Below are 22,598 nucleotides of genomic sequence, written 5' to 3' on the forward strand. Positions count from 1 at the left end.
TGGCCACCCCCGCCCAACGACGAGCCATCTACACCCGCTACGCCACCTGCTGGATCGACGGCTGCCCACTACCCGCCACCATGTGCCAGATCGACCACGCCGACAACTGGAGCACCGGCGGCCTCACCAACCTCAAACTGCTCGGACCCGCCTGCCAATTCCACAACCGCGACCGCTACCGCCACCCCGACCGCTACACCCGCCGCAAGACCGGCACCGACCGCTGGGCCTTCACCTACCAGCCGAGCCAGATCAGGCGGCTGCGAATCTAGATGCGGTCAGGCCGAATCCGGCCGGTCGCTCCGATCACTCCGGCCGCGACGGGAGGATGCGGTGGGCCGGCTCAGAGCCAGTCGCCGTTCTGGCCGACGGCGAGCAGGCGGTTCATGGTCTCCGGGGACCAGGTGCGGTCCGGCACGCGGTGGACGGCCCGGGACCTGCGCTGGGAGTCAAGGTCGGGGAAGAGGGCGAGCGAGACCTGCCGCGCGGCGTCGACCACGAGCGGGGCCACCTTCTCCAGCGGCGTGCGGGCATCGCCCACCAGGGAGATGCTGGCCACCGGCCCTTCGTGGCCGCGCACCGCCGCGGCGACACAGGAGATGTCGGGGAAGCACTCCCCCCGTTCGAAGGCGAGCCCGCGGCGCTGCCGGATGCGGTTGAGCTCCTGGTGCAGCGTGCCGATGTCACCGATCGTCCGGTTGGTCAGACGGCTGATGTGCCCATCGATGAGCGCCTCGACCTGCTCGGGCTCCAGCCAGGCGAGGATCGCCTTGCCGAGCGCGGTGCAGTGGGCCGGGGCCCGGCCGCCGACGCGTGACGGCACCGACAGGGCGAACCGGCCGCCGACCTTGTCGAGGTAGAACACCTCGGCGCCGTCGAGCACGGCGAGGTGGACGACCATACCGGTCCTGATCTGCAGGTTGTGCAGCAACGGCGCGGCGGCCTCCCGGATCTCGCCGTGACTGCCGTCCCGGCCGCCGAGCCCGAGCGCCCGCTTGCCCAGGCTGTAGCCGAACGACGTGTGGTCCAGCCAGTTCAGCCGTACGAGCTGGTCGAGGATGCGATGAGCCGTCGAGCGCGGAAGGTGCGTGCAGCGAGCCACGTCCTCGAGCGTGAGGCGGGTGGAGCGACCGGTGAACGCGTCCATGATCAACGTCATCCGTTCGACCATCGACGGCGGCAGCTCTCGTCGAGCGGGCGCCGTCGCCTCGTGCTCGGCACGGAGAGCGGTCATCACACCTCCCAAAACTGAAATGAATTCTTGCTTCGGAATGTAGCAACGCATCACGCCCCTGGGAAGGGGGGAAGAGTCATCCCGTTCTGCTGCCTCGTGTCCGGTTCCGGTCAGCGGGACGAGCGGCGGCTCGGGTGTCGGCCTCCACTAGAAAGATTTCTGCGAAGCATGGTGCTAATGGGGAGGTGCGCCGGTGCGGATCGGCATCGTCAGTCCTGTCGTGGTCCGGCTGCCCGGGGTCCACTCCGAGTGGGAACGCGAGGCCGCCGTGCACGACCTGGCCCGGATCGCGGAGACCGCCGACCGGCTGGGCTACCACCACCTCACCTGCAGCGAGCACGTGGCCGTCCCGGCCGGCGTCGCCGCCGAGCGCGGCGCCGTCTACTGGGATCCGCTCGCGACCTTCGGCTACCTCGCGGCGCGCACCCGCCGGATCCGGCTGGTCACACAGGTGCTGGTGCTGGGCTACCACCACCCTCTCGCGATCGCCAAGCGGTACGGCACGCTCGACCGCGTCAGCGGCGGGCGGCTCACGCTGGGCCTCGGCGTGGGCAGCCTCAAGGAGGAGTTCGACCTGCTCGGCGTGCCGTTCGAGGGCCGGGGGGCGCGGGCCGACGAGGCGATCGCGGCGCTGCGCGCCGCGCTGTCGCAGGGGGAGCCGGAGTTCCACGGCGAGTTCTACGACTTCTCCGGGTTCGTGGTGGAGCCGCACGCTGTGCAGCCCCGGGTGCCGCTGTGGATCGGCGGGCGCACCCCGCGCTCGCTGCGCCGCGCGGCGACGTACGGCGACGGGTGGGTGCCGTTCGGACTGCCCCTGGAGACACTCGCGTCGATGGTCCGCGAGGCGGACCTGCCGGACGCCTTCGACGTCGTGCTGGCGGCGGGCCGGCCGGTGGATCCCCAGGCAGCCCCGGACGCCGCGCGGCACGCGCTGGAGCGGGTGCGCGACGCCGGTGCGACCGTCGCCGGCGTCACCGTCGCCGCGACCTCTGCGGACCACTACCGGGAGCAGTTGGAGGCGCTGCACGACCTCGCCGCCGCGATGGGCGTCGACTTGGGGAGGACCGATGGCTGACACGGCGACGACCGGGACCGACATCGGACGGCGGCTGGCCCGCCTGGAGGAGCGGACCCGCGCGCTGGAGGACGAGCGGGAGGTGACCCGGCTCATCCTCTCCTACGGCCCGCTGGTGGACAGCGGCAGCGCGGACGCCGTCGCCGGCCTGTGGGACGCGGACGGCGTGTACGACGTGGACGAACTGCTCATGCGCGGGCAGGATCAGATCGCGGCGATGGTGCGCTCCGACGCCCACCAAGGATGGATCGCGGGCGGCTGCGCGCACTTCGTCGGTCCGCCGCGCGTGACCCTCGCGGGCGACGACGCGACCGCGCTCTCCTACTCCCTGATGGTCACGCACGGGGACGGCGGGTTCGTGCTCCGCCGGGCGACGGCCAACCACTGGACGCTGCGCCGCACGGACGCCGGATGGCGGATCGTCACCCGCACCGCCCGCGTACTGGACGGCCGCCCCGAGTCCCCCGCCCTGCTCGCGAGCGGCGTCTCCGCTCCTGTGACGGACGGAGAGCGGGCATGACGGACGACGACCGGCGGCAGATCGTCGAACGGCTCGCCGCGTTCGCCGCGGCGCTCGACCGGCGCGACTGGGACGCGGTCGCGGCCGCCTTCACCCCGGACGCCACCGGCTACCGCCGCACGGGCCGGGCGGAGATCGTCACCACGATCCGGGCGCACCTCGGCGGCTGCGGCCCCTCGCAGCACCTGCTGGGCAACCACCGCGTCGAGATCGACGGCGACCGCGCCAGGTCGCTGACGTACGCGCGGGTCTACCACCAGGGCGCCGGGGCGTACGAGGGCCGCTTCTACGAGTGCTTGGGCGAATACGACGACCGCTGGGAGCGCACGCCCGAGGGCCGGCTGCTCGCGTCCCGGGTGTTCGACATGACGATGGCGGCCGGCGACTTCGGCGTTCTCCAGCCCGGCTGAGCCCCCGTGCCGCTCGGTAGGGTGGGGGCATGCTTTGACGCCTGCCCGGTGATCGGGCTCCTCTTCGGTTCTCCTTCGTTCATCACGGCTGACTACGAACACGGCTGACCGCGAAGGAGAATCAATGACCACCTCATCCCGCATCGACGTTCCCGGCGCGTTCGCCGCCTCCTACGGCGCGCACGGCGCCGAGGAGCGCGCCTGGATCGCCGAGCTGCCCCGTCTGGGCGGCGAGTTCCTGGAACGCTGGAGGCTGCGGCCCGACGGCCGGGCGGCCCACGGCATGGCGTCGCTGGTCCTGCCCGTGCTCCGGGCCGACGGGACACCCGCCGTGCTCAAGCTTCAGCGGCTGCGCGAGGAGACCGCCGGCGCGGCCGCCGGACTGCGGGCGTGGAACGGCGACGGCGTCGTGCGCCTGCTCGACCATGACGAGCCGAGCGGCACGCAGTTGCTGGAACGGCTCGACGCGGGCCGGCCCCTGTCCTCGGTGGCCGACGACGTCGCGGCCCTGCGGATCCTGGCCGAACTGCTGGCCCGCCTGACCGCGGTGCCCGCGCCCGAGGGCGTGCGGGGGCTCGCCGCGGTCGCCGCCGCCATGCTCGACCAGGTCCCGCGGGCCGTACGCGCGCTGCGCGAGCCGGGCGAGCGGCGGCTGGTGCGCGTCTGCGCGTCCGCCGTGGCCGAACTGGCCGGCGAACCCGGCGACCGCCTGCTGCATTGGGATCTGCACTACGACAACGTCCTCGCCGGGGAGCGGGAACCCTGGCTCGCCATCGACCCGGAACCGCTGGCCGGCGACCCCGGATTCGAGCTGCTGCCCGCCTTGGACAACCGGTGGGACGAGGTGGCGGCCACCGGCGACGTCGCCCGCGCGGTGCTCCGCCGCTTCGACCTGCTGACCGAGGTCGTCGGTCTCGACCGGAGGCGGGCGGCCGGCTGGACCCTCGGCCGGGTGTTGCAGAACGCGCTGTGGGACGTCGACGACGGCAAGACGGCGCTGGACGCCGTGCAGGTCGCCATCGCCACGGCCGTGCTCACCCGGTGGGGATGAGCCGGACGCGCGTTTCAGGGGTGGTCGGGCATATTGGTCCAGCCCTTGCCGTCGGCGCGGCCGTACCAGCCGGAGGCGGCGAGCGTGCCGCCGTCCACCGGGATGGTGTGGCCGGTGACGAACCGCGCCTCGTCGGAGGCGAGGAACTCCACGACGGCGGCGTAGTCGTCGGGCTCGCCGAACCGGCCGAGCGGCACCCACAGCGGGATCAGCCCGGCATCGCGTCCGCGCAGCATCGCGCTCGCCGGGGTCTGCTCGGTGTCGGCCAGGTCGGGCGCGATCGCGTTGACCCGCACGCCGTAGCGGCCGACCTCCACGGCGAGGCTCTTGGTGAAGGCCGACACCCCCGCGTTGTACGCGGAGTAGACGGCGTGGCCGGGGATGCCGCGGAAGGCCTCCACGGTGGAGTTGTTCACCACGCAGCCGGAGCCCTGCTCGACCATCACCGGCAGGATGGCGTGGGTCAGGGTGAACACGTGCCGCAGGTTCAGCTCGTACAGGCGCTGCCACTGCGCGGGGGTGCTGCGCAGGAACGTCCTGGACGCGGGGCGGAAGTCGCCCACGTTGTTGACCAGCACGTCCACCCGGCCGCCGCCCGCGTCGAGCGCGGCGTCCCGCACGCGGTCGGCCGTCTCCTCGTCGCTCGCGTCGCCGATCACCGTGACGCAGCGCCCCCCGGCGGCCTCGATGGCGCGGCGGGTCCGCTCGGCCGCCTCGGCGTCGATGTCGTTGAGCACCACCAGGTCGCCCCGGCGGGCGAGCCTGCGGCTGACCGCGCCGCCGATGCCCAGCGCGCCGCCGGTCACCACAGAGACAGTCACCACAGGGACGGTCATGGCTCTCCCTCCCGGCCGCGTACGCGCCGCACCGGCCTGGTCTCGATCCAGTCGATCCGCACCTCGCGGCGGGCGATGCGCCAGGCGCCGTCGAGCCGCCGGTAGGTGTCGGCGTACCTCAGGTGCCAGACCAGGTCCGACGGCCCGTCAGCTCGTTCGGACAAGTGGTGGGCCACACAGGCCACCGCGCCCGTGGCGGTGCCGGGCTCAGGACCGGGGTCGACGACCTGCCCGGCGAGCGCGTGGAAGGTCATGGTGAGGCTCTCCAGCGCGGTCATCGCGGCGGCGATCTCCTCGTGGCCCGTACGCGTGAGAACCGGGCCGAGCGCGCGCGGCGGGTCCGGCAGCACGAGCACCCCGTCCGGGGTGAACAGGCCGGTCAGGCGCGCGGTGTCGCGCTCGTCGGCGTACAAGGCGTACCGCGCCACGAGGTCGGCCAGCGCGGCGGCGTCGGCCGCCGTCACATCGCTCATCTCGCCTTCAGCCCGAGGCGAGCGGCGCAGGCCGACAGTTCCTCCGTGACCGCCGCGAGGTCGGCCGTCGGCGTGGGCGACAGCAGGATCCGGCCGGCTCCCAGCGCGGCCAGCGAGGCGGCCTTCTCCGGGGTGATGCGGGAGACCATGTGGCCGAGGGTGAGCTCCAGCGCCTCGGGGTCGCGGCCGCACGCCTCCGCCTCGGCGCGCATCACGCCGAGCAGGCGGCGCAGGTCGTCTCCCACGACGCCCAGCGGCTGGAAGCCGTCGCCGAGGCGTCCGGCGCGGCGGGCCGCGGCGACGCTGTGCCCCCCGATGTGGAGGGGCACCGCGCCGCGGACCGGCTTGGGATAGGTCATCGCGCCGTCGAAGTCGAAGAACTCGCCGTGGTGGCCGACCCCGTCCGGGCCGCCACCCGCCCACAGCGCGCGCATCACGCGGATCTGCTCGTCGGCCCGTCGGCCGCGAGTGGCGAAGTCGGCGCCGCAGGCCTCGATCTCCTCCTTCATCCAGCCCATCCCGACGCACACCCGCAGGCGGCCTCCGGACAGCGCGTCCACGGTCGCCAGGCGCTTGGCCAGCACGACCGGGTGATGGTTGGGCAACACCAGGACGCCGGTGGCCAGCCCGATCTCGCTCGTACGGCCGGCCAGGAAGGCGAGCAGGTCGAGCGGGTCGGGGATGTCGCAGTCGTCCGGCAGCTCCATCCGGCCGGAGCTGTCGTAGGGATAGACGCTGGAGTAGCGGCTCATCACGACCGTGTGCTCGACCACCACGACGGACTCGAACCCGCATGCCTCGGCATGCCGGGCGAAGCCGGCGATCCACTCGGGGTCGGCGGTCGTGTCCGCCGCCACGGGGGCCTGCACGGCGTATTTCATCGCTCCGCTCACGCGGGGACGCTATCGGCGCGGCCCGGGGCGGGATCGGACCGCTCCCGATGACCGGGACGCGCCCCCACCCGCGCCGTTACCTGTTCGTGACCTTGATAGCCTGCCTGCTCCGTAGGCCAGCGGAGTAGGCCGGCGGACGGTGCGTGGATCGGGGACCTGATGGGGGAAAGACGGCGGCTGCGTCTCAACGCGCCGCTGGACACGGCCGGGATCGTCCTCGCCGCCACCTTCTTCTCCCTGTCCCTCACGCCGTCGTTGCTGCCCCGGCCCTGGACGCTGCAGGGGATCATCGCGGGCGTGCTCACCGCCACCGGATACCTGGCGGGAGTGTTCGCCGGCGCACTCATGCGCCCGGTCGCGGCCCGGCTCCCGGCGAAGTGGCGCGCGGCGTGGAACCGCAAGGGACGGCGGCGGGTCCGGCGCCTGGTCGCGACGTTCGGCTGCGGTCTCGGCGCGGCCTCGCTGGTGCTGGGCGTGCGGGCGCAGCGGGACATCTACGTGCTGATGGGGCTGGACCCGCCGGAACGGCTCAACTACATCGGCGTCCCGCTGATCGCGGCGGCCCTGTTCCTCGTCCTGCTGGCCGCCGCCCGGGCGCTGCGGATCGCGGCGCGGGCGCTGGGCCGCCTCCTGGGGCGGTGGTTCCCCGCGACGGCCGCGCAGTTAGCCGCGGGGCTCGGGGTGGGCGTGCTGGCCGTCTTCCTGACCGACGGGATCCTCACCGAGGCCCTGCTCAAGGGGGCCGACCGCAGCTTCGCCGCGATCAACACCGAGACCGCCCCCGGCATCACCCCGCCGACGGCCGCCACGCTGTCGGGCAGCCCCGCCTCGCTCGTCTCCTGGGCGTCCCTCGGCCTGGAGGGCCGCGCCTTCGTCGCGGACGCGCCGACGGTGGGCGAGCTGAGCCGCTTCAGCGAGCGGCCCGCCGTCTCCCCGATCCGGGTCTACGCGGGGCTCGACTCCGCCGAGACCACACGCCAAAGGGCCGCCCTGGCCGTACGGGAACTGGAGCGGACCGGCGCGTTCGGCCGCAGGGTGCTCTGCGTGATCACGACGACCGGCACCGGCTGGGTGGACCCGCAGGCGGCCGCCGCCCTGGAGTTCATGTACGGCGGCGACACCGCGCTGGTCTCCATGCAGTACTCCTACCTGCCGAGCTGGCTGTCGTTCCTGGTGGACCGCGAGCGGGCCAGGGCGGCCGGGCGCGAGCTGTTCGACCAGGTGTACGCCCGCTGGTCGGCGCTGCCCGCCGGTCACCGGCCCAAGCTGCTGGTCTTCGGGGAGAGCCTGGGGGCGTTCGGCGCGGAGTCGGCGTTCGGCGGCGACCGGGACCTGCGTGAGCGCACCGACGGCGCGCTGTTCGTCGGGCCGCCGGACAGCAGCGCGCTGTGGCGGCGGCTCGTCGACGGCCGCGACCCCGGCAGCAGGGAGGCGCTGCCCGTCTATCGGAACGGCGAGACCGTGCGCTTCGCCAACCGTCCCTCGGACCTGGATCTCCCCGCGTCACCGTGGAACGCGCCGCGGGTCGTCTACCTCCAGCACCCCTCCGACCCGATCGTGTGGTGGACGCCCCGGCTCGTCCTCGCCCGGCCCGACTGGCTGGAGGAGCGGCGCGGCGACGACGTGCTGCCCTGGATCCGGTGGTATCCGTTCGTGACGTTCTGGCAGATCACGGCCGACCTGGTGTTCTCCCTCGACGCGCCGCCGGGGCACGGGCACGACTACGACGGCGAGGTGATCGCCGCGTGGGCGCGGATCGCGCCGCCGGACGGGTGGGACGACGCGCGGACCGCGGCGCTGACCACGCTGTTCGCGAAGCGTACGTCCGGGTCAGACGCCGGATGAACCACACAGTGAGTCGAGCCAGCCGGTCAGCCGGGCCCCCTCGCGCGTCATGATCTCTGGATCACGCAGGGCGTTGGCCAGCAGCGACATGCCCTGGTAGGCGCCCACCAGGGTCAGGGCGAGGCCGTCGGGCTCGGGCAGGCCGAGCTCGCGGAACTGTCGCTCGACCCAGTCGAGCAGCAGCCGGATGACCCTGCCCGCCTCCGTGTCCAGGCCGCCCTCGTCTCGTTTGTCCAGCTCGGCGGCGAGCGTGCCGGTCGGGCAGCCGTACCGGGCTGCGAGGTCGCGCTGGCCGACCCACATCTCCACCAGGCCCTTGAGCCGCTCCCGGGGGTCCGGCAGGCGCTCCAGCCGTTCGGTGAGATCCCGCAGGTGGCGGGCGTGCTCGGCCAGCGCGGCGGCGACGAGCTCGTCCTTGGTCTTGAAGTAGTAGTACACGTTGCCGACCGGCACGTCGGCCGCGCGGGCGATGTCGGCGATGGTGGTGCGCTCCGCGCCCTGCTGGTGCACCACCTGCGCGGCCGCCGCCATGAGCCGCTGCCGCTTGGCGCCGGCGGCCCTCACCCGGGCACTCGTCGAGTCAGTCACCTGACTAACTATAGGAGGGCCGGGCCCGCGGCCGTACACCGCCGGGCCCGGCGCGACCTTTACCAGTTGGCCGGCAGCCCCGGGGTGGTGGGCGGCAGGGGGCGGTTCTTCGGGTGGATGACGTACACGATCCCGCCGCTGCCGGTGCTGCGCAGCCAGACGTTCTCGAAGTTGGCCCGCGGGTAGACGTGGCGGACCGCGTCGTTGTCCGGTGAGGCGGGGTCGTTGGCGATCACGTCACCGTCGGCGGTGAAGCCGATGATGACCATGAGGTGGCCGTTGGTGCTGTATCCCGCGCCGGGCAGTTCCTCGGCCTTGAACGACTGCGAGGTGACGACCGGGATGCCGGCCCGGATCAGCCGCTCCATCTCGGTCAGCGAGCGGAGCCGGGTGACGAATCCCTCAAGACCGTACCGTCCCGCGTAGGCCGCGTTGAACGGCCAGTTGCCCGCCCCCTCGTACGCGTAGTCGTAGGTGTACCGGGCGGCGTAGTCGACCTCGGGGTTGGGGTCGGAGGGGTCCACCCAGGAGGTGTCCTGCTTGCTGGGCCACTTGCCCCAGTAGCCGAGGACCATGGTGGTCGAGGTCGGGCTGCACCACGCCTCTCCCCCGCCGTCCCACTCGGGGTAGTGGCCCTCATGGACGTTCTGCGAGCGGCGGGGCACGGGCAGCTCGACGCCCCAGGCGGCGCCGCCGGGGCTGACCGGGACGGTCGCCCGGTCGGGCACGGCGGAGGCCATCGCGCCGAGTTCGCGCACGACCGGCTTCACGGCCGAGCCGGGCGCGCGGTACAGCGTGACGCGCAGCTGGTAGGAGGTGATCGCCTTGCCCGCCGCGGCCACGAACGTGTCCACGGACACGGTGCCGTCTGCGTCCCGCTGCCCGGACAGCGACGTGCGGCGGATGTCCTCGTCGCCGTACGCCCAGCGGCCGAGCACGTACCACTTCGTCTGCCCGGCGGGGTGGCGGCCGCGCATCTCGACCTGCAGCCAGCTGCCGGCGGGCACGTCGGCGTTCCAGGAGGCCACCAGCTCTGTGGCGGCGAACCCGATGGGCCGCTCGGGGCCGGTCCACCGGGCGTACTCCCAGGTCTTGGTGCCGAGTGCGTCGCTGTAGGAGATCGTGCCCACGGGAGCGGCGAAGGACAGGGTGTTGCCCGCCTTCACGCCCTCCCGCAGGCCGGGGCCGAAGTGGGCCCGCTGGTAGACGACGTCGACGGCGGACGGCGGGGGTTTGGTCACGGCCTCGGCGGCCGTGGAGGTGACAGTGAGGGAGGAGGTCATCAGAAGGGCGGACAGGAACGCGGTCAGCACGCGCATGGCTCACCTCGGGGTCTCGTCGGCGCCCTCGACGGTAGAGACCGCGGCCCGTCCGGCACATCGGCAGGAATACGTATCCGCTACCGGGGTTCGCGGGGCAGGCCCAGCACGCGCTCGCTGATGATGGTGCGCTGGATCTCGTTCGAACCCGCGTAGATGGTGTCGGACCGGGAGAACAGGTAGAGCCGCTGCTCGTCGCTCAGGTCGTACGGCGGGCCGTCGGCGACCATGCCGGCCGCGCCGAGCACGTCCATGGCCAGCTCGCCGAGCTCGCGGTGCCACACGCCCCACACCAGCTTGGAGATGGACGATTCCGGGCCGGGCGCGCCCGCCGCGATGCCGGCCATCGTGCGCACCGCGTTGAGCCGCATGACCTCCAGGCCGATCCAGGAGCGGACGAGCCGGTCGCGCAGCAGGGGGTCGCCGACGGCGCCTGTCCTGCGAGCCAGCGCGATGATCGCCTCCAGCTCGCGGCGGAAACCCACCTGCTGGCCGAGCGTGGCCACACCGCGCTCGAAGCCGAGCGTCGCCATGGCGATCTTCCAGCCGTCGCCGGGGGCGCCCACGATGTTCGCCGCGTCCGTCACCGCGCCGTCGAAGAACACCTCGTTGAACTCGCTCGTCCCGGTCATCTGGACGATCGGCCGGATCTCCACTCCGTCCTGCCGCATGGGCACGAGCAGGTAGGACAGGCCGTGGTGACGCGCCGAGCCCGGCTCGGTGCGGCAGACCACGAAGCACCAGTCGGCCTCCATGGCCAGGGAGGTCCACACCTTCTGGCCGGTGACCCGCCAGCGGTCGCCGTCCATCTCGGCGCGGGTCTGCACGTTGGCCAGATCGGAGCCGGCGTTCGGCTCGGAGTAGCCCTGGCACCACAGCTCCCGCGCGGCCACGATCGGCGGCAGGAAGCGGGCGCGCTGCTCGTCGGTGCCGAACGCGATGATCGTCGGGCCGAGGAGGTTCTCGCCGATGTGGCCGACCCGGGCGGGCGCGCCGGCCAGCGCGTACTCTTCGTGGAAGACGACCTGCTCCTCGACGCTCGCGCCCCGCCCGCCGTACTGCTCGGGCCAGCCGAGACAGGTCCAGCCGGCCTCGGCCATGTGCCGCTCCCAGGCCAGCCGCACGTCGAACGCCTCGTGCTCGCGGCCGGGCCCGCCCAGCCCCCGGGCGCCGGCGAACTCGCCCGACAGGTTGTCCTCCAGCCAGGCCCGCACCTCTGCCCTGAACGTCTCGCTCCTGTTCACCTCTGAAACTCTACCAAACAGTTGTTAGAATGACTGTTATGTTCACCACCGAGGAGCAGGAGGAGCTGCGGCGCACCGTCCGCGCCCTGCTCGAGCGCAATCCCCCGGCCCGCCCTGGGCCCGACGCGACGCCGGAGTACGACGAGACCGTCTGGCGGCTGCTCGCCGACCAGGTGGGGGCCTTCGGCCTGGCCGTCCCCGAAGAGCACGGCGGGGCGGGCTTCTCGTACGCCGAGGCCCACGTGGTGTGCGAGGAGCTGGGCCGCGCACTCGCCGCGGTGCCCTACCTGGGCTCGGCCGTCCTCACCGCCGACGCGCTGCTGACATGCGGCGCGACCGCCGACCTGCCCGGCATCGCCGACGGCACCCGCGTCGGCGCGCTGGCCTGGGCCGAGCGCGGGACGTGGGACCCGGAGGCGATCCGCGCCCGCGTGGCGGACGGCCGGCTCACCGGCGTCAAGGAGCACGTGCTCGACGGCGCACGCGCCGACCTGTTCCTCGTGCCCGCCGCCACCCCCGAGGGCGGTCTCGGCGTATACGCGGTCGAGCCCGCTGCTCGGAACATGATGGACGGGGGCGTCCGGATCGAGCCGTTGGTGACGCTGGACCGGACCCGGCCGCAGGCGCGCGTGGTCTTCGACGGCGCCCCGGCGCGGCTGCTGACCGCCGACGGGCACCGCGCGCTGGAGCGCCTGCTCGCCGTGGCGGCGACCGCGCTGAGCGCCGAACAGCTCGGCGGGGCGTCGCGCTGCCTGGAAATGACGCTGGAGTACGTGAAGACCAGGGAGCAGTTCGGCCGCCCGATCGGCTCGTTCCAGGCGGTCAAGCACCGCCTGGCCGACCTGTACGTGCTGGTCGAGTCGGCCAGGTCCGTCAGCTACGACGCGGCCCGCGCGCTCGCCGAGGACGCCGCCGACCTGCCGGTGCGGGCCGCGGCGGCGCAGGCGTACTGCGCCGAGGCGTTCTCCACTGTGGCGGCCGACACCATCCAGCTGCACGGCGGCATCGGCTTCACCTGGGAGCACGAGGCGCATCTGTACTTCAAGCGGGCCCACTCGGCGGCGAAGCTGTTCGGCGACGCCGCCTGGCACCGTGCCCGCCTCGCCCCCGCCGTACTCGGCGTCTGACCGGGCCGGATCCGGCGGTGCCGGCGTTGGCCATTCCGCGTCGACGCCTCAGACCCGCTGGATGATCGCGCCGGTGGCCAGCGCGCCGCCGGCGCAGATGGCGACCATCGCCGTCTCCTGGTCGCGCCGCTCCAGTTCGGCCATCGCGGCGGCGACGAGGCGGATGCCGGTCGCCCCGACGGGGTGACCGATCGCGATCGCGCCGCCGTTGACGTTGAGCCGGTCCGGATCGACACCGTGGACCTGCGCGAACGACATGGGAACCGAGGCGAACGCCTCGTTGACCTCGAAGAGGTCGATGTCGGAGATCTTCATGCCGGTGCGGGCGAGCAGCTTCTCCGCCGCCCTGACCGGGCCGTCGAGCAGGAACTCGGGCTCCGCGCCGACCAGGCACTGCGCCACGATGCGGGCGCGCGGGCGCATCCCGAGCTCACGGGCCCGCTCCTCGTCCATCAGCACGGCCGCGCTCGCGCCGTCGGAGATCTGCGAGGCGGTGCCCGCGGTGTGCAGGCCGCCCTCCAGGATCGGCTTGAGGCCGGCCAGCGCCTCCATGCTGGTCTCGCGCAGCCCCTGATCCCTCGTGACGGCGGCGGGCCCGTCGTCGCCGGGCAGGTCGGCGGGCAGGTCGGCGGGCACGGTCACCGGGATGATCTGCCCGTCGAACCTGCCCTCCGCCCACGCCCGCGCGGCCCGCTCCTGGGAGCGGAGCCCGAAGGCGTCGAGTCCCTCGCGGGTGAAGCCCCGGCGGCGGGCGATCCGGTCGGCGGCCACGTACTGGGCCGGCATGTCGCGGTCCCAGGAGTCGGGCCGGGGCCGGCCGGCGCCCTCGCCGAAGTTGGCCATCAGCGGCACCCGCGACATGACCTCGATGCCGCAGGCCATGCCGACGTCGATCACGCCCGCCGCGATCTGCGCGGCGATCAGGTGCACCGCCTGCTGCGCCGACCCGCACTGGCTGTCGATGGTGGTGACCCCGGTCTCCTCCGGCAGCCCGGCGTGCAGCCAGGCCGTACGGGTGACGCTGCCGGACTGCTCCCCCGCCTGGGTGACGCAGCCGCCGATGACCTGCTCGACCAGGTGCGGGTCGAGCCGGAGGCGCTCCAGCGCCCCGCGCTGCGCCACGCCGAGCAACTCGGCGGCGTGCAGCCCGGAGAGCCATCCCCCCCGGCGTCCGAACGGCGTCCGCGCGGCGTCGACGATGACCGGAGTTCCCATGCGCTCTCCCGTTCGCGTGCCGGAATCTGGGTTCACGGGGTCAGGGGCTCATGGTGTCCGTCCCCCCGCCGCCGGCCAAGCGTGATCCCGGTCAGCGGAACCCTCGGCGCACCCGGACAGGTCACGGCCGATTACCCGAGAAGCCATCTGAAACCTCTTAAGTCACATAAGTCCAGGCGCTTTGCCGATATTTTGCGAAGTTTCGTCTTGGAAGTCCGAATAGCCATGGCACGCTGATTCGCATGTTCGCTCGGAAGCTTTCTCTTGGTGTCTCCATGGCCGCCTTTGCCCTGGTCACGGGGGTGGCGTCGCCAGTTCTCGCGTCTCCAGCCCTGGCCGCTCCCGGCCTGACGCAGCACCTTTCCACGCACGCGTACGCGGCGCCGCACGTGCACGGGCGGGCCGTCTATCTGTGGGACGCCACGACCGGGCAGGAACTGCTGGACAAGCACGCCGGTGAGCGCATGCCGGTCGCCAGCCTGACCAAGATGATGACCGCGTACGTCGTCCTGCGGGACGCGAACCTCGACGACAAGGTCACGATCAAGCAGCAGGACCTCGAGTACGCCTGGGACAACGACGGCTCGACGGCCGACCTCGAGGCCGGCGACACCCTGCCGGTCCGTGAACTGCTGTACGCCCTGCTGCTCCCCTCGGGCGCGGACGCGGCGCACGCCCTGGCCCGCGTGTACGGCCCCGGCGTGCCCGGTTTCGTGGACAAGATGAACGCCACCGCGCGCGAACTCGGATTGAACGACACCCTGTACGTCAACGCCGACGGGCTCCCGACGTCCCACGGCGACGGCTACTCCACCGCCCGCGACCAGGCCAGGCTCGCGGAGATCGCGCTGCGGAACCCCGTCTTCAAGAAGGTCACCTCGACCAGCGAGCACTCGACCGAGGACGGCCGGTACGACTGGTACAACACCAACCACATGCTCGGACTGCCGGGCGCGATCGGTGTGAAGACCGGCTCCACGAACGCCGCCGGGTTCTGCCTGGCGTTCGCGGCCGACCGGGACGGCCGCCGGCTGATCGGGATCATCCTCGGCGAGGACGTCGCCAGCCGCCGCTGGGACACCGCCGAGACGCTGCTCGACTGGGCGACCGACCGCTGAGACGTACGGCGAGGCGGGCCCGCGCAATACCCCCGCGGGACAGAAAACAGGGCCTTCCCGAATCGGTCAAACCCCGTTAGGTTCCCGATCAGTGTCCATCGGGGGCCTCATCACTGAACCGTTCGGACCGTCATTGGACCCGAAGGAGAGCCCAATGCGTGCCTCGCTCGGCATGCGGGCCGCCGTCGCCACCGCGGCGTCCGCCCTCGTGCTTCCCCTCCTGCCGGCCGCGCCGGCGAACGCCGACCCCGACCCCGCCCACATCGCGCAGACGGTGGTCGCGTCGGCCGTGAAGAAGCATCTGCGCAAGCTGCAGGACATCGCGAACGCCAACGGCGGCACCCGCGCCGCCGGCACTCCCGGTTTCGCGGCCTCCCGCGACTACGTCGCCGGGGTGCTGAAGAAGGCCGGCTACACGGTGACCCTGCAGGAGTTCGACTTCCCGTTCTTCAAGGAGAACTCCACCGCGGTCCTGCAGCGGACCGCGCCCTCCCCCAAGACGTACGCGCCCACCCCGCCGGACGGCAGCAGCGTCGGCGACTTCGCCACGATGACCTACTCCGGGTCGGGAGACGTCACCGCGGCCGTCCGGAACGTCGACCTCGTGCTGCCTCCCGGACCCACGCCCAACACGTCGACCTCCGGCTGCGAGGCCGCCGACTTCGCCGGCTTCCCGGCGGGCGCCGTCGCGCTGGTGCAGCGCGGCACCTGCACCTTCCAGGTGAAGGCCGAGAACGCGCAGGCCGCGGGCGCGTCCGCGGTGATCATCATGAACGAGGGCCAGCCCGGGCGCACCGACACCCTGCAGGGCACGCTGGGCGAGCCCACCGTGCACATCCCCGCCGTGGGCGTGAGCTTCGCGGTCGGCCAGGAGCTGTCCGCCGCCGGGACGTCCGTACGGGTGAAGACGGACACCGTCAGCGAGATCCGTAAGACCCACAACGTGATCGCCGACTCGCGGTGGGGCGACCCGAACAAGGTGGTGCAGCTCGGCGCGCACCTGGACAGCGTGCTGGCGGGGCCGGGCATCAACGACAACGGCTCCGGCAGCGCCGCGATCCTGGAGGTCGCCACCGCGTTCGGCAAGATCCCGACCAGGAACAAGCTGCGATTCTCCTTCTGGAGCGCGGAGGAGCTGGGTCTGCTCGGCTCCGAGCACTACGTCGCGAGCCTGTCCCCCGCCGACCTGGCGAAGATCAAGCTGTACCTGAACTTCGACATGGTCGCCTCCCCGAACTACGCCCTGAAGATCTACGACGGCGACGACTCCGACGCCACCGGCGCCGGTCCCGGTCCCGAGGGCTCCGGCGAGATCGAGAAGCTCTTCGAGAAGTACTTCGACACGCTCCGTCAGGGCCACAACGGCACCGACTTCGACGGACGGTCGGACTACGGGCCGTTCATCGACGCCGGGATCCCGTCCGGCGGGACGTTCACCGGCGCCGAGGGCGTCAAGACACCCGAGGAGCAGGCGCTGTTCGGCGGCACCGCCGGCCAGGCGTACGACTCCTGCTACCACCAGGCCTGCGACACCCTCGCCAACATCAACGACAAGGCCCTCGCGCTGAACACCGGCGCGATCGCCACCGCCGCGGCCGTCTACGCCTTCAGCCGGGACCTGCCCGGTCCTGACAACCGCACCACCGCGGCCGCCGCGCGCACCACTGCGGCCGCCGCCCGGTCCGCCGCCCACGTGGGCGAGGCGCACGACGCGCCCGCCCAGTGATCCCCGCGCTGATCCGTATGCGGTAGCCGTACGAGCGGGCCCCGCCGGACGACGTCCGGCGGGGCCCGTTTCACGGGGTCGTCAGCCCGTGAAGTTCACGTCGCTGCAGAAGAAGAACGTCTGGTCCATGTGCGAGGCCTGCCAGATCGTGTAGACCACGGCCCGGCCGCTGCGGCCCGACGTGCTGAGGTTGACCGAGTAGTACTGCCCGGGGGCGTACTTGCCGGTCTTGGTGAGCAACTGCAGGTCGTTCCACCCGACCGCCTGCCGGGTCGGGTCGAAGCCCTGCTTGGTGACGTAGACGAGCAGGTAGTCGGCGCCGTGGCCGGCCTGGTCCCACAGCTTGATCGAGAAGTTGTTGCGGACGTCGGTCGCCTTCCACGCGCCGGGGACGTCCATGGCGTTGTACCGGCCGTTCTCCGCGTGGCCGCCGCTGCACAGCTGGCCGCTGGGGATCGCGGCCTGGAAGTTGCCGCCGAGGTTCATGCGGTAGAGGCCGTTCCAGTTCCACATGGCGGTGGTGTCGGCCTGCCACGCCTGCCAGCACATCGGGTCCTGCTGGGCCATCGCCGGGTTCTGGAAGTCGCTGCCCCAGCGCAGCCAGCAGCCGTAGTTGCGGGAGGCCGGGTCCACGACCGAGCCGTGGGCGGAGGCGGCGCCCGCCCAGGTGACCAGGCAGGCGACCGACGCGGTCAGCAGGGCCGTGATGCGCAGGGCCCAGCGGCGGATCCGGGGATGTGAATGCGCGTGCACTGTTGGGTCTCCATCTTCCGGTGGGGGGATTCCGGGCCAGATGGGGAGCGCTCCCTGACGTCGTCAGTGACGATAGTTGACCGGCGTTTGTTCGGCCAGGCGACTAACATTGGTCATGAGGCCGAACTTTCTCACCTGCGACTTTCTCCTCGGGATGGCTCGATCACCGTGCACGTTTCATTCACTCCCGGTCGCGAGGGGCCTGCTGCCCCTGCTCCGACTTGGCCAGGAACGGCGAGCGGCCGAGGATGACGATGCCCACCACGAGCGCCACCAGGCCGCCGACCTCTCCCGCGAGAGCCGGGGGATCGACACGCAGCCGCTCGCCGAAGATCACGACTCCCAGGACGATCCCGACGATCGGCTCGGTCGCGGTGGTGGCGGGCAGCGAGATCCGCAGCGGCGCGGCGTCGAAGGCGCTCTGGTTGAGCAGGATGCCGGTCGCCGCGATCACGGGCAGCAGGTAGGGCTCCCAGGAGGTGAACAGCGCCACCGGTCCGTGCGCCAGCGTCAGCAGGGACCCGCGGGTGAGGGCGTCCTGAAGGCCGTACAACGCCCCCGCGGCCGCGGCGAGCAGCATCGCCTTGGTCTGCAGGGGCGCCCGCAGCGCCACGGCGACCATGCCGGCGGCCAATCCCGCCACGACCAGCACCGCGATCCACACCACGGAGCCCGACGCCGGCATCCCTCCCCCTTGGGGACGCCCGGCCAGGAGGAAGGCGGCCACACCGCCGCTCACCAGCACCGCCCCCAGCCACTCCGCCGCGCCCAGGCGCTCCTGGTAGAACAGGGCCGCCGCGGCGAGGGCGAAGATGAGGTTGGTCGCCAGAAGCGGCTCCACGGTGGCCACGTCGGCACGTCGCAGGGCCAGGGCCCCGAGGACCTGCCCGCCGACCATCGCGGCGATCCCGGCCAGCCACACCGGCTTGCGCGCCAGGTCGAACAGCAGGCGCACGTGCAGCATCTCGCCCAGCGGTTCGGTGTACGCGACGTGCTGCTGCGCGACCCAGCCCAGGCCGAGGAGAGCCGCGGCCGCCAGGCCGAGAATCACCGTGACGATCACGGCGGCGCCCCGCCCGCCGGAGCCCTCGGCGTCATGATCGGTCACTCCCCTCGGCGGCCGGGTCTCCCATGTATCCGCCATCCCCCGCGACGGCGGCCTCATGTCCGGCGACACGGTTTTGGACAATCGTCCAAGGCGCATGACCAAGGCACTCGCCCAGGTCGCTCGCCGTCAAGGCGGGATTCGCCGGGACCCGGCACGAGGCGGACCCGCCTCATCACCTGACGGATCGCGGGGTGACGTACCGGTAACGGATTTTTATTCCGGATGCCGTGGTCTGGTAATCGGGGCGGACTGAAGTGGCCGTCATGCAATCGGCGGCAGAAACCAGCACACCGCGGATCGCCGGAGTCCACTACCCGGTCGCGGTCGTCGGCGGCGGCCAGGCAGGGCTGTCAGTCAGCCACTGCCTGGGCCGGCGCGGCATCGAGCATGTCGTCATCGAAGCGCGGCGGGTCGGCCACGAGTGGCGCGAGCGCCGCTGGGACTCCTTCTGCCTGGTCACCCCCAACTGGCAGTGCGACCTGCCGGGCTTCCCCTACCGCGGGCCCGACCCCGACGGCTTCATGGTCCGCGAGGAGATCGTCCGCTATCTGGAGGACTACGCCGCCTCCTTCGGGCCCCCGCTCGCCGAGGGCGTGCGCGTCACCCGCTTGCGGAGGGCCGCGAGTGGGACGTTCGAGCTCTCGACCACCGCCGGGGACCTCACCGCCGACCAGGTCGTGGTGGCCACCGGCCCCTATCACGCGGCCGCCGTCCCCCGGCCGGCCGAGCGGCTGCCCGCGGGGATCACGCAGATCCACTCCTCGCGGTACCGCCGTCCCGCCCAGCTTCCCGAGGGCGAGGTCCTCGTGATCGGCACCGGGCAGTCGGGCTGCCAGATCGCCGAGGACCTGCATCTGGCCGGACGCCGGGTCCACCTCGCCGTCGGGAGCGCGCCCCGGGTCGCCCGCTTCTACCGGGGCAGGGACTGCGTGGCGTGGCTGCACGACATGGGCCACTACGCCAGGAGCATCGACGAGTTCGACGACGCGGACGCCGTACGCCTGCGGGCCAACCACTACGTCACCGGGCGCGACGGCGGGCGCGACATCGACCTGCGGGCCTTCGCCCGCGACGGGATGCGCCTGTACGGCCGGCTGACCGGCGTGACCGGCACGACGCTGGAGTTCGCCGCCGACCTGAAGGACAACCTCGACCGGGCCGACGCGGTGGCCGAGGGGATCAAGGACGCCATCGACGCGTACATCGACGCGCGCGGCATCGACGCCCCCGGCGAGCCCCGCTACGTGCCGGTGTGGGAACCGGGCGAGCCGGTACGCGCCCTCGACCTGGCCGCGGCCGGGATCACCTCGGTCGTCTGGGCGACCGGTTTCACCCGCGACCACCGATGGATCGAGATCCCCGCCTTCGACGGCCGGGGCTATCCGATGCACTGGCGCGGCGTGACGAACTGTCCCGGGCTCTACTTCCTCGGGCTGCCCTGGCAGCACACCTGGGGCTCCGGCCGGTTCGAGGCGGTGGGCCGGGACGCCGAGTTCCTGGCCGGCCACATCGAGGCGTCCCGGCGGCTGGCCGACGTCTGTGGCGCGCTCACCGGCGCGCCCGCCGAGCTCTCACCCGCGCTGCCGGTCGGGTGAGTCCCATGGTCCACGACATGACCCCCGGCATGGTCTTCGACGCCCACCGGCACATCGGCGTGCTGCCCGCCCATCCCTTCTACGGCGGCCCCGCGGTGAACCCCGACGTCACCGCGCGGGCCACGGTCAAGCAGCTGATCGCCGACCTCGACGCGGAGGGCACGGAACGCGCACTGGTGCTGCCCAACTACGGCGTGCCCGACCCGGCCGTCGCCTTCGCCCTCAACGACCTCGTCCTGGAGGCGGCGCAGGCCGACGACCGGATCCGCGCCGGGCTGTGGGTCTCGCCGCTGCCCCGCGACGCGGAACGCACCGCCGGCGCCCTCGCCCTGGCGGGAGAGCGGGGCGTGCGGGCGCTCAAGCTCAGCTTCCTGCTCGGCGGGCGGCCCACCGACCCCGCCTGCCGTCCCGGCCTCGACCGGATCTTCGCGGCGGCCCAGCGCCATGGCCTGGTCGTCCACGTCCACACCTCACCCGGCGCCGCCTCGGACGTCGATGAGATCGGGCACCTGGTCGAGTGGTACGCCGACCGCGTGCCGGTGCACCTCGTGCACTTCGGCGGCGGGATGAGCGGCCACATCAAGCTCACCGGCTCCCGGTTCTTCGACTGGATCGCGGCCGGCAAACGCGTCTACACCGACCTGTCCTGGGCCATCGGCTTCGCGCCGTACTGGCTGGCCCGGGAAATCGAGCGGCGCGGCCTCGGGCACGACCGCGTGCTGTTCGCCAGCGACCAGCCGTGGGGCGACTTCGCGGGCGAGCACGCCCGGATGCGCGCCGCGGCCGGGGACGGGGAGCTGGGCGCGCTCGTCTTCCGCGGCACCTTCGCCTCCCTCTACGACTGACCCCATCTCACCCCCCTGCAGCCAAAGGAGAGACACCATGTCCGTCGACATGACCGACCTCGAGAAGAAGAGCATCGAGGAGATCCCCCACCCGTCCCTGCCCGAGGGCTCCAGCATCTACGGCACGACCAAGGTCTTCCCCGACTACAAGGCCGAGAACGGCGAGTCGTACTTCACGCTCGTCCACGGCATCGCGCACGAGTCGTCGGTCAGTTTCGTGGCCGTGCTGCAGGCCACCCGGGCGCTGCGCAAGGGCTTCGAGACCGCCATCTACTTCTACGGCCCGGGATCGCTGAACTGCCTGGCCACCCGCGGCTTCCCGACGACCGGCAATTCGGCGTTCCCGGGCGAGCACAACATCAACAACCAGCTCAAGACGTTCATCGCCGAGGGTGGGAAGGTCTACTGCTGCCGGTTCGGCCTGTCCCTGCACGGCGCCCGCGAGGAGGACCTCATCGAGGGCGTGATCCCGACCCACCCGCTGGACGTGCAGGACGCGCTGATCCACTACGCCCGCAAGGGCGCCATCATCAACTCCACCTACCAGCTGTAGTGCCGTGACCGTCGATCTGCGGATCATGACCCGCGCCGAGCTGGCCCTGCGCGGCGTGGCCTTCGACACGCCCGTACGGCGGCCGGACGGCGCGGGGCCCAGCGGCGACGGCCACGTCCTCGTCGACGGCGCCGGCGCGGCGCTGCCCATCGATCCCGGCAGCCCCTACACGGTTCGCGACGGCACGGTCTGGCTCGGCGAGCAGAACACCGGGGTCTCCCTGGTGCCCGTGCGGCGGCCGAGCTTCTACGACCTGACCACCGCCGACGGCGTGCCGTACGAGAAGATCGCCCGGCTGCACGGCGCGGACGTGCTCGCCACGACCGTCGTGCAGACGTGCGTCCGGTACGGCGAGGCCGACCGCTGCCGTTTCTGCACCATCGAGGAGTCGCTGAGGTCGGGCGCGACGGTCGCAGCGAAGACGCCCGCCCAGCTCGCCGAGGTGGCGGAGGCGGCGGTACGGCTCGACGGCGTGCGGCAGATGGTGATGACCACCGGCACGACCACCGGGCCCGATCGCGGCGCGCGCACCCTGGCGCGGTGCGTGCGCGCCGTGCTGGACGCCGTGCCGCACCTGCCGATCCAGGTGCAGTGCGAGCCGCCGGGCGACCTGGCCTGGATCGGCGCGCTGCGCGACGCCGGGGCCACCGCGATCGGCATCCACGTGGAGTCGCTGGACGAGGAGGTCCGGCGGCGCTGGATGCCGGGCAAGTCGTCGGTGCCGCTCGCCGAGTACGAGGCCGCCTGGGACGAGGCGGTCCGGGTGTTCGGACGCAACCACGTCTCGACGTACCTGCTGGTGGGGCTGGGTGAGGACCCTGACGAGCTGATCGCGGGCGCGGGGCGCCTCATCCGGCGCGGTGTCTATCCCTTCGTGGTCCCGTTCCGCCCGATGCGGGGCACGCTCGCGGCCCGCGACGGGATCGGCGCCCCGGGCGCGGGCCTGCTGACGTACGTCACCGAGGGCGTGGCGGCGCTGCTGCGCGCGGCCGGCATGCGCGGCGCGGACCAGGGAGCGGGCTGCGCCGCCTGCGGGGCGTGCGGCGTGCTGAGCGCGGCGGGCGGGTGAG

23 protein-coding genes are annotated in these 22,598 nt (G+C 72.5%); 13 read left to right on the top strand and 10 right to left on the bottom strand.

The annotated features are described in order from the left end of the window. Nucleotides 1-272, top strand: a 272-nt coding sequence (locus FLW16_RS43885; protein WP_185949560.1) for an HNH endonuclease signature motif containing protein, incomplete at its 5' end; no start/stop codon positions are given. Between the two features lie 71 nt (nucleotides 273-343). Here FLW16_RS43885 and FLW16_RS23465 read toward each other — a convergent pair. Beyond that, nucleotides 344-1,234 (bottom strand): IclR family transcriptional regulator, encoded by an 891-nt coding sequence (locus FLW16_RS23465; RefSeq protein WP_204053160.1) that lies wholly within the window; start codon nucleotides 1,232-1,234, stop codon nucleotides 344-346. Nucleotides 1,235-1,427: 193 nt separating this feature from the next. Between FLW16_RS23465 and FLW16_RS23470 the strand changes: the two genes are divergently transcribed. The 4 genes from FLW16_RS23470 (at nucleotide 1,428) to FLW16_RS23485 (ending at nucleotide 4,290) form a co-directional block, all read left to right on the top strand. Further along, on the top strand, nucleotides 1,428-2,309 hold the full coding sequence (locus FLW16_RS23470) for an LLM class F420-dependent oxidoreductase (RefSeq protein ID WP_142562278.1): 882 nt from the start codon (nucleotides 1,428-1,430) through the stop codon (nucleotides 2,307-2,309). Further along, complete coding sequence (locus FLW16_RS23475; RefSeq protein WP_142562279.1) at nucleotides 2,302-2,829, top strand: nuclear transport factor 2 family protein; 528 nt, start codon at nucleotides 2,302-2,304, stop codon at nucleotides 2,827-2,829. Before FLW16_RS23470 ends, FLW16_RS23475 begins: the two co-directional genes overlap by 8 nt. Continuing rightward, on the top strand, nucleotides 2,826-3,239 hold the full coding sequence (locus FLW16_RS23480; protein ID WP_142562280.1) for a nuclear transport factor 2 family protein: 414 nt from the start codon (nucleotides 2,826-2,828) through the stop codon (nucleotides 3,237-3,239). The genes FLW16_RS23475 and FLW16_RS23480 overlap by 4 nt, the downstream gene beginning before the upstream one ends. Nucleotides 3,240-3,363: 124 nt before the next feature. Beyond that, complete coding sequence (locus FLW16_RS23485; protein ID WP_142562281.1) at nucleotides 3,364-4,290, top strand: aminoglycoside phosphotransferase family protein; 927 nt, start codon at nucleotides 3,364-3,366, stop codon at nucleotides 4,288-4,290. A gap of 14 nt (nucleotides 4,291-4,304) precedes the next feature. On the opposite strand, the gene FLW16_RS23490 is transcribed toward FLW16_RS23485, so the two are convergent. Genes FLW16_RS23490 through FLW16_RS23500 form a run of 3 tightly spaced genes read right to left on the bottom strand, consistent with a single transcriptional unit; the run spans nucleotide 4,305 to nucleotide 6,492 of the window. Continuing rightward, complete coding sequence (locus FLW16_RS23490; RefSeq protein WP_221891237.1) at nucleotides 4,305-5,111, bottom strand: SDR family NAD(P)-dependent oxidoreductase; 807 nt, start codon at nucleotides 5,109-5,111, stop codon at nucleotides 4,305-4,307. 11 nt (nucleotides 5,112-5,122) lie between these two features. After that, nucleotides 5,123-5,599, bottom strand: a complete 477-nt coding sequence (locus tag FLW16_RS23495; protein ID WP_142562283.1) for a nuclear transport factor 2 family protein — start codon at nucleotides 5,597-5,599, stop codon at nucleotides 5,123-5,125. Beyond that, a complete protein-coding gene (locus tag FLW16_RS23500) occupies nucleotides 5,596-6,492 on the bottom strand; it encodes an LLM class F420-dependent oxidoreductase (protein ID WP_260615502.1) in 897 nt (298 codons plus the stop codon). The genes FLW16_RS23495 and FLW16_RS23500 overlap by 4 nt, the downstream gene beginning before the upstream one ends. A gap of 159 nt (nucleotides 6,493-6,651) precedes the next feature. On the opposite strand from FLW16_RS23500, the gene FLW16_RS23505 reads away from it, so the two are divergent. Then, nucleotides 6,652-8,337, top strand: coding sequence for an alpha/beta-hydrolase family protein (locus FLW16_RS23505; protein WP_142562284.1), 1,686 nt, complete (start codon nucleotides 6,652-6,654; stop codon nucleotides 8,335-8,337). Here FLW16_RS23505 and FLW16_RS23510 read toward each other — a convergent pair. The 3 genes from FLW16_RS23510 to FLW16_RS23520 form a co-directional block, all read right to left on the bottom strand. After that, a complete protein-coding gene (locus tag FLW16_RS23510; RefSeq protein ID WP_142562285.1) occupies nucleotides 8,323-8,925 on the bottom strand; it encodes a TetR/AcrR family transcriptional regulator in 603 nt (200 codons plus the stop codon). The two genes, FLW16_RS23505 and FLW16_RS23510, sit on opposite strands and share 15 nt — an antisense overlap. Before the next feature lie 59 nt (nucleotides 8,926-8,984). Beyond that, nucleotides 8,985-10,244, bottom strand: coding sequence for a C39 family peptidase (locus tag FLW16_RS23515; RefSeq protein ID WP_142562286.1), 1,260 nt, complete (start codon nucleotides 10,242-10,244; stop codon nucleotides 8,985-8,987). An 80-nt stretch (nucleotides 10,245-10,324) separates the two neighbouring features. Continuing rightward, complete coding sequence (locus FLW16_RS23520) at nucleotides 10,325-11,488, bottom strand: acyl-CoA dehydrogenase family protein (protein WP_142562287.1); 1,164 nt, start codon at nucleotides 11,486-11,488, stop codon at nucleotides 10,325-10,327. Nucleotides 11,489-11,526: 38 nt separating this feature from the next. On the opposite strand from FLW16_RS23520, the gene FLW16_RS23525 reads away from it, so the two are divergent. Beyond that, on the top strand, nucleotides 11,527-12,615 hold the full coding sequence (locus tag FLW16_RS23525) for an acyl-CoA dehydrogenase family protein (protein ID WP_142562288.1): 1,089 nt from the start codon (nucleotides 11,527-11,529) through the stop codon (nucleotides 12,613-12,615). 48 nt (nucleotides 12,616-12,663) lie between these two features. Here the strand turns inward: FLW16_RS23525 and FLW16_RS23530 are convergent, their stop codons facing one another. Beyond that, nucleotides 12,664-13,830 carry a steroid 3-ketoacyl-CoA thiolase gene (locus FLW16_RS23530; RefSeq protein WP_142562289.1) on the bottom strand — a complete coding sequence of 389 codons (1,167 nt, stop codon included), beginning with the start codon at nucleotides 13,828-13,830 and terminating at the stop codon, nucleotides 12,664-12,666. 275 nt (nucleotides 13,831-14,105) lie between these two features. On the opposite strand from FLW16_RS23530, the gene FLW16_RS23535 reads away from it, so the two are divergent. Together FLW16_RS23535 and FLW16_RS45980 are read left to right on the top strand one after the other, a co-directional pair. Further along, a complete protein-coding gene (locus FLW16_RS23535) occupies nucleotides 14,106-14,948 on the top strand; it encodes a D-alanyl-D-alanine carboxypeptidase family protein (RefSeq protein WP_260615503.1) in 843 nt (280 codons plus the stop codon). A gap of 154 nt (nucleotides 14,949-15,102) precedes the next feature. Next, entirely contained in the window at nucleotides 15,103-16,674 is a 1,572-nt protein-coding gene (locus FLW16_RS45980; RefSeq protein WP_142562291.1) for a M28 family metallopeptidase, read from the top strand. A gap of 81 nt (nucleotides 16,675-16,755) precedes the next feature. Here the strand turns inward: FLW16_RS45980 and FLW16_RS23545 are convergent, their stop codons facing one another. Together FLW16_RS23545 and FLW16_RS23550 are read right to left on the bottom strand one after the other, a co-directional pair. Beyond that, the gene (locus FLW16_RS23545; RefSeq protein ID WP_221891238.1) at nucleotides 16,756-17,427 is read right to left on the bottom strand and encodes a lytic polysaccharide monooxygenase auxiliary activity family 9 protein; all 672 of its coding nucleotides are present in this window, start codon (nucleotides 17,425-17,427) and stop codon (nucleotides 16,756-16,758) included. 181 nt (nucleotides 17,428-17,608) lie between these two features. Next, nucleotides 17,609-18,535: a DMT family transporter gene (locus FLW16_RS23550; protein ID WP_221891239.1), complete on the bottom strand. Its 927-nt coding sequence runs from the start codon at nucleotides 18,533-18,535 to the stop codon at nucleotides 17,609-17,611. 263 nt (nucleotides 18,536-18,798) lie between these two features. Here FLW16_RS23550 and FLW16_RS23555 point away from each other — a divergent pair, with 263 nt between their 5' ends. From FLW16_RS23555 to FLW16_RS23570, 4 genes are read left to right on the top strand one after another with little or no spacing between them, the layout of a single operon-like run. Next, complete coding sequence (locus FLW16_RS23555) at nucleotides 18,799-20,130, top strand: MSMEG_0569 family flavin-dependent oxidoreductase (protein ID WP_142562293.1); 1,332 nt, start codon at nucleotides 18,799-18,801, stop codon at nucleotides 20,128-20,130. A gap of 5 nt (nucleotides 20,131-20,135) precedes the next feature. Next, nucleotides 20,136-20,975 (top strand): amidohydrolase family protein, encoded by an 840-nt coding sequence (locus FLW16_RS23560; RefSeq protein WP_221891240.1) that lies wholly within the window; start codon nucleotides 20,136-20,138, stop codon nucleotides 20,973-20,975. Between the two features lie 37 nt (nucleotides 20,976-21,012). Beyond that, a complete protein-coding gene (locus FLW16_RS23565) occupies nucleotides 21,013-21,528 on the top strand; it encodes an MSMEG_0572/Sll0783 family nitrogen starvation response protein (RefSeq protein WP_142562294.1) in 516 nt (171 codons plus the stop codon). A 4-nt stretch (nucleotides 21,529-21,532) separates the two neighbouring features. After that, nucleotides 21,533-22,597, top strand: a complete 1,065-nt coding sequence (locus FLW16_RS23570; protein WP_221891241.1) for an MSMEG_0568 family radical SAM protein — start codon at nucleotides 21,533-21,535, stop codon at nucleotides 22,595-22,597. The last annotated feature ends 1 nt before the right edge of the window (nucleotide 22,598 follow it).

Source organism: Microbispora sp. KK1-11 (assembly GCF_006874435.1).
In the GTDB taxonomy this organism is placed as follows: domain Bacteria; phylum Actinomycetota; class Actinomycetes; order Streptosporangiales; family Streptosporangiaceae; genus Microbispora; species Microbispora catharanthi.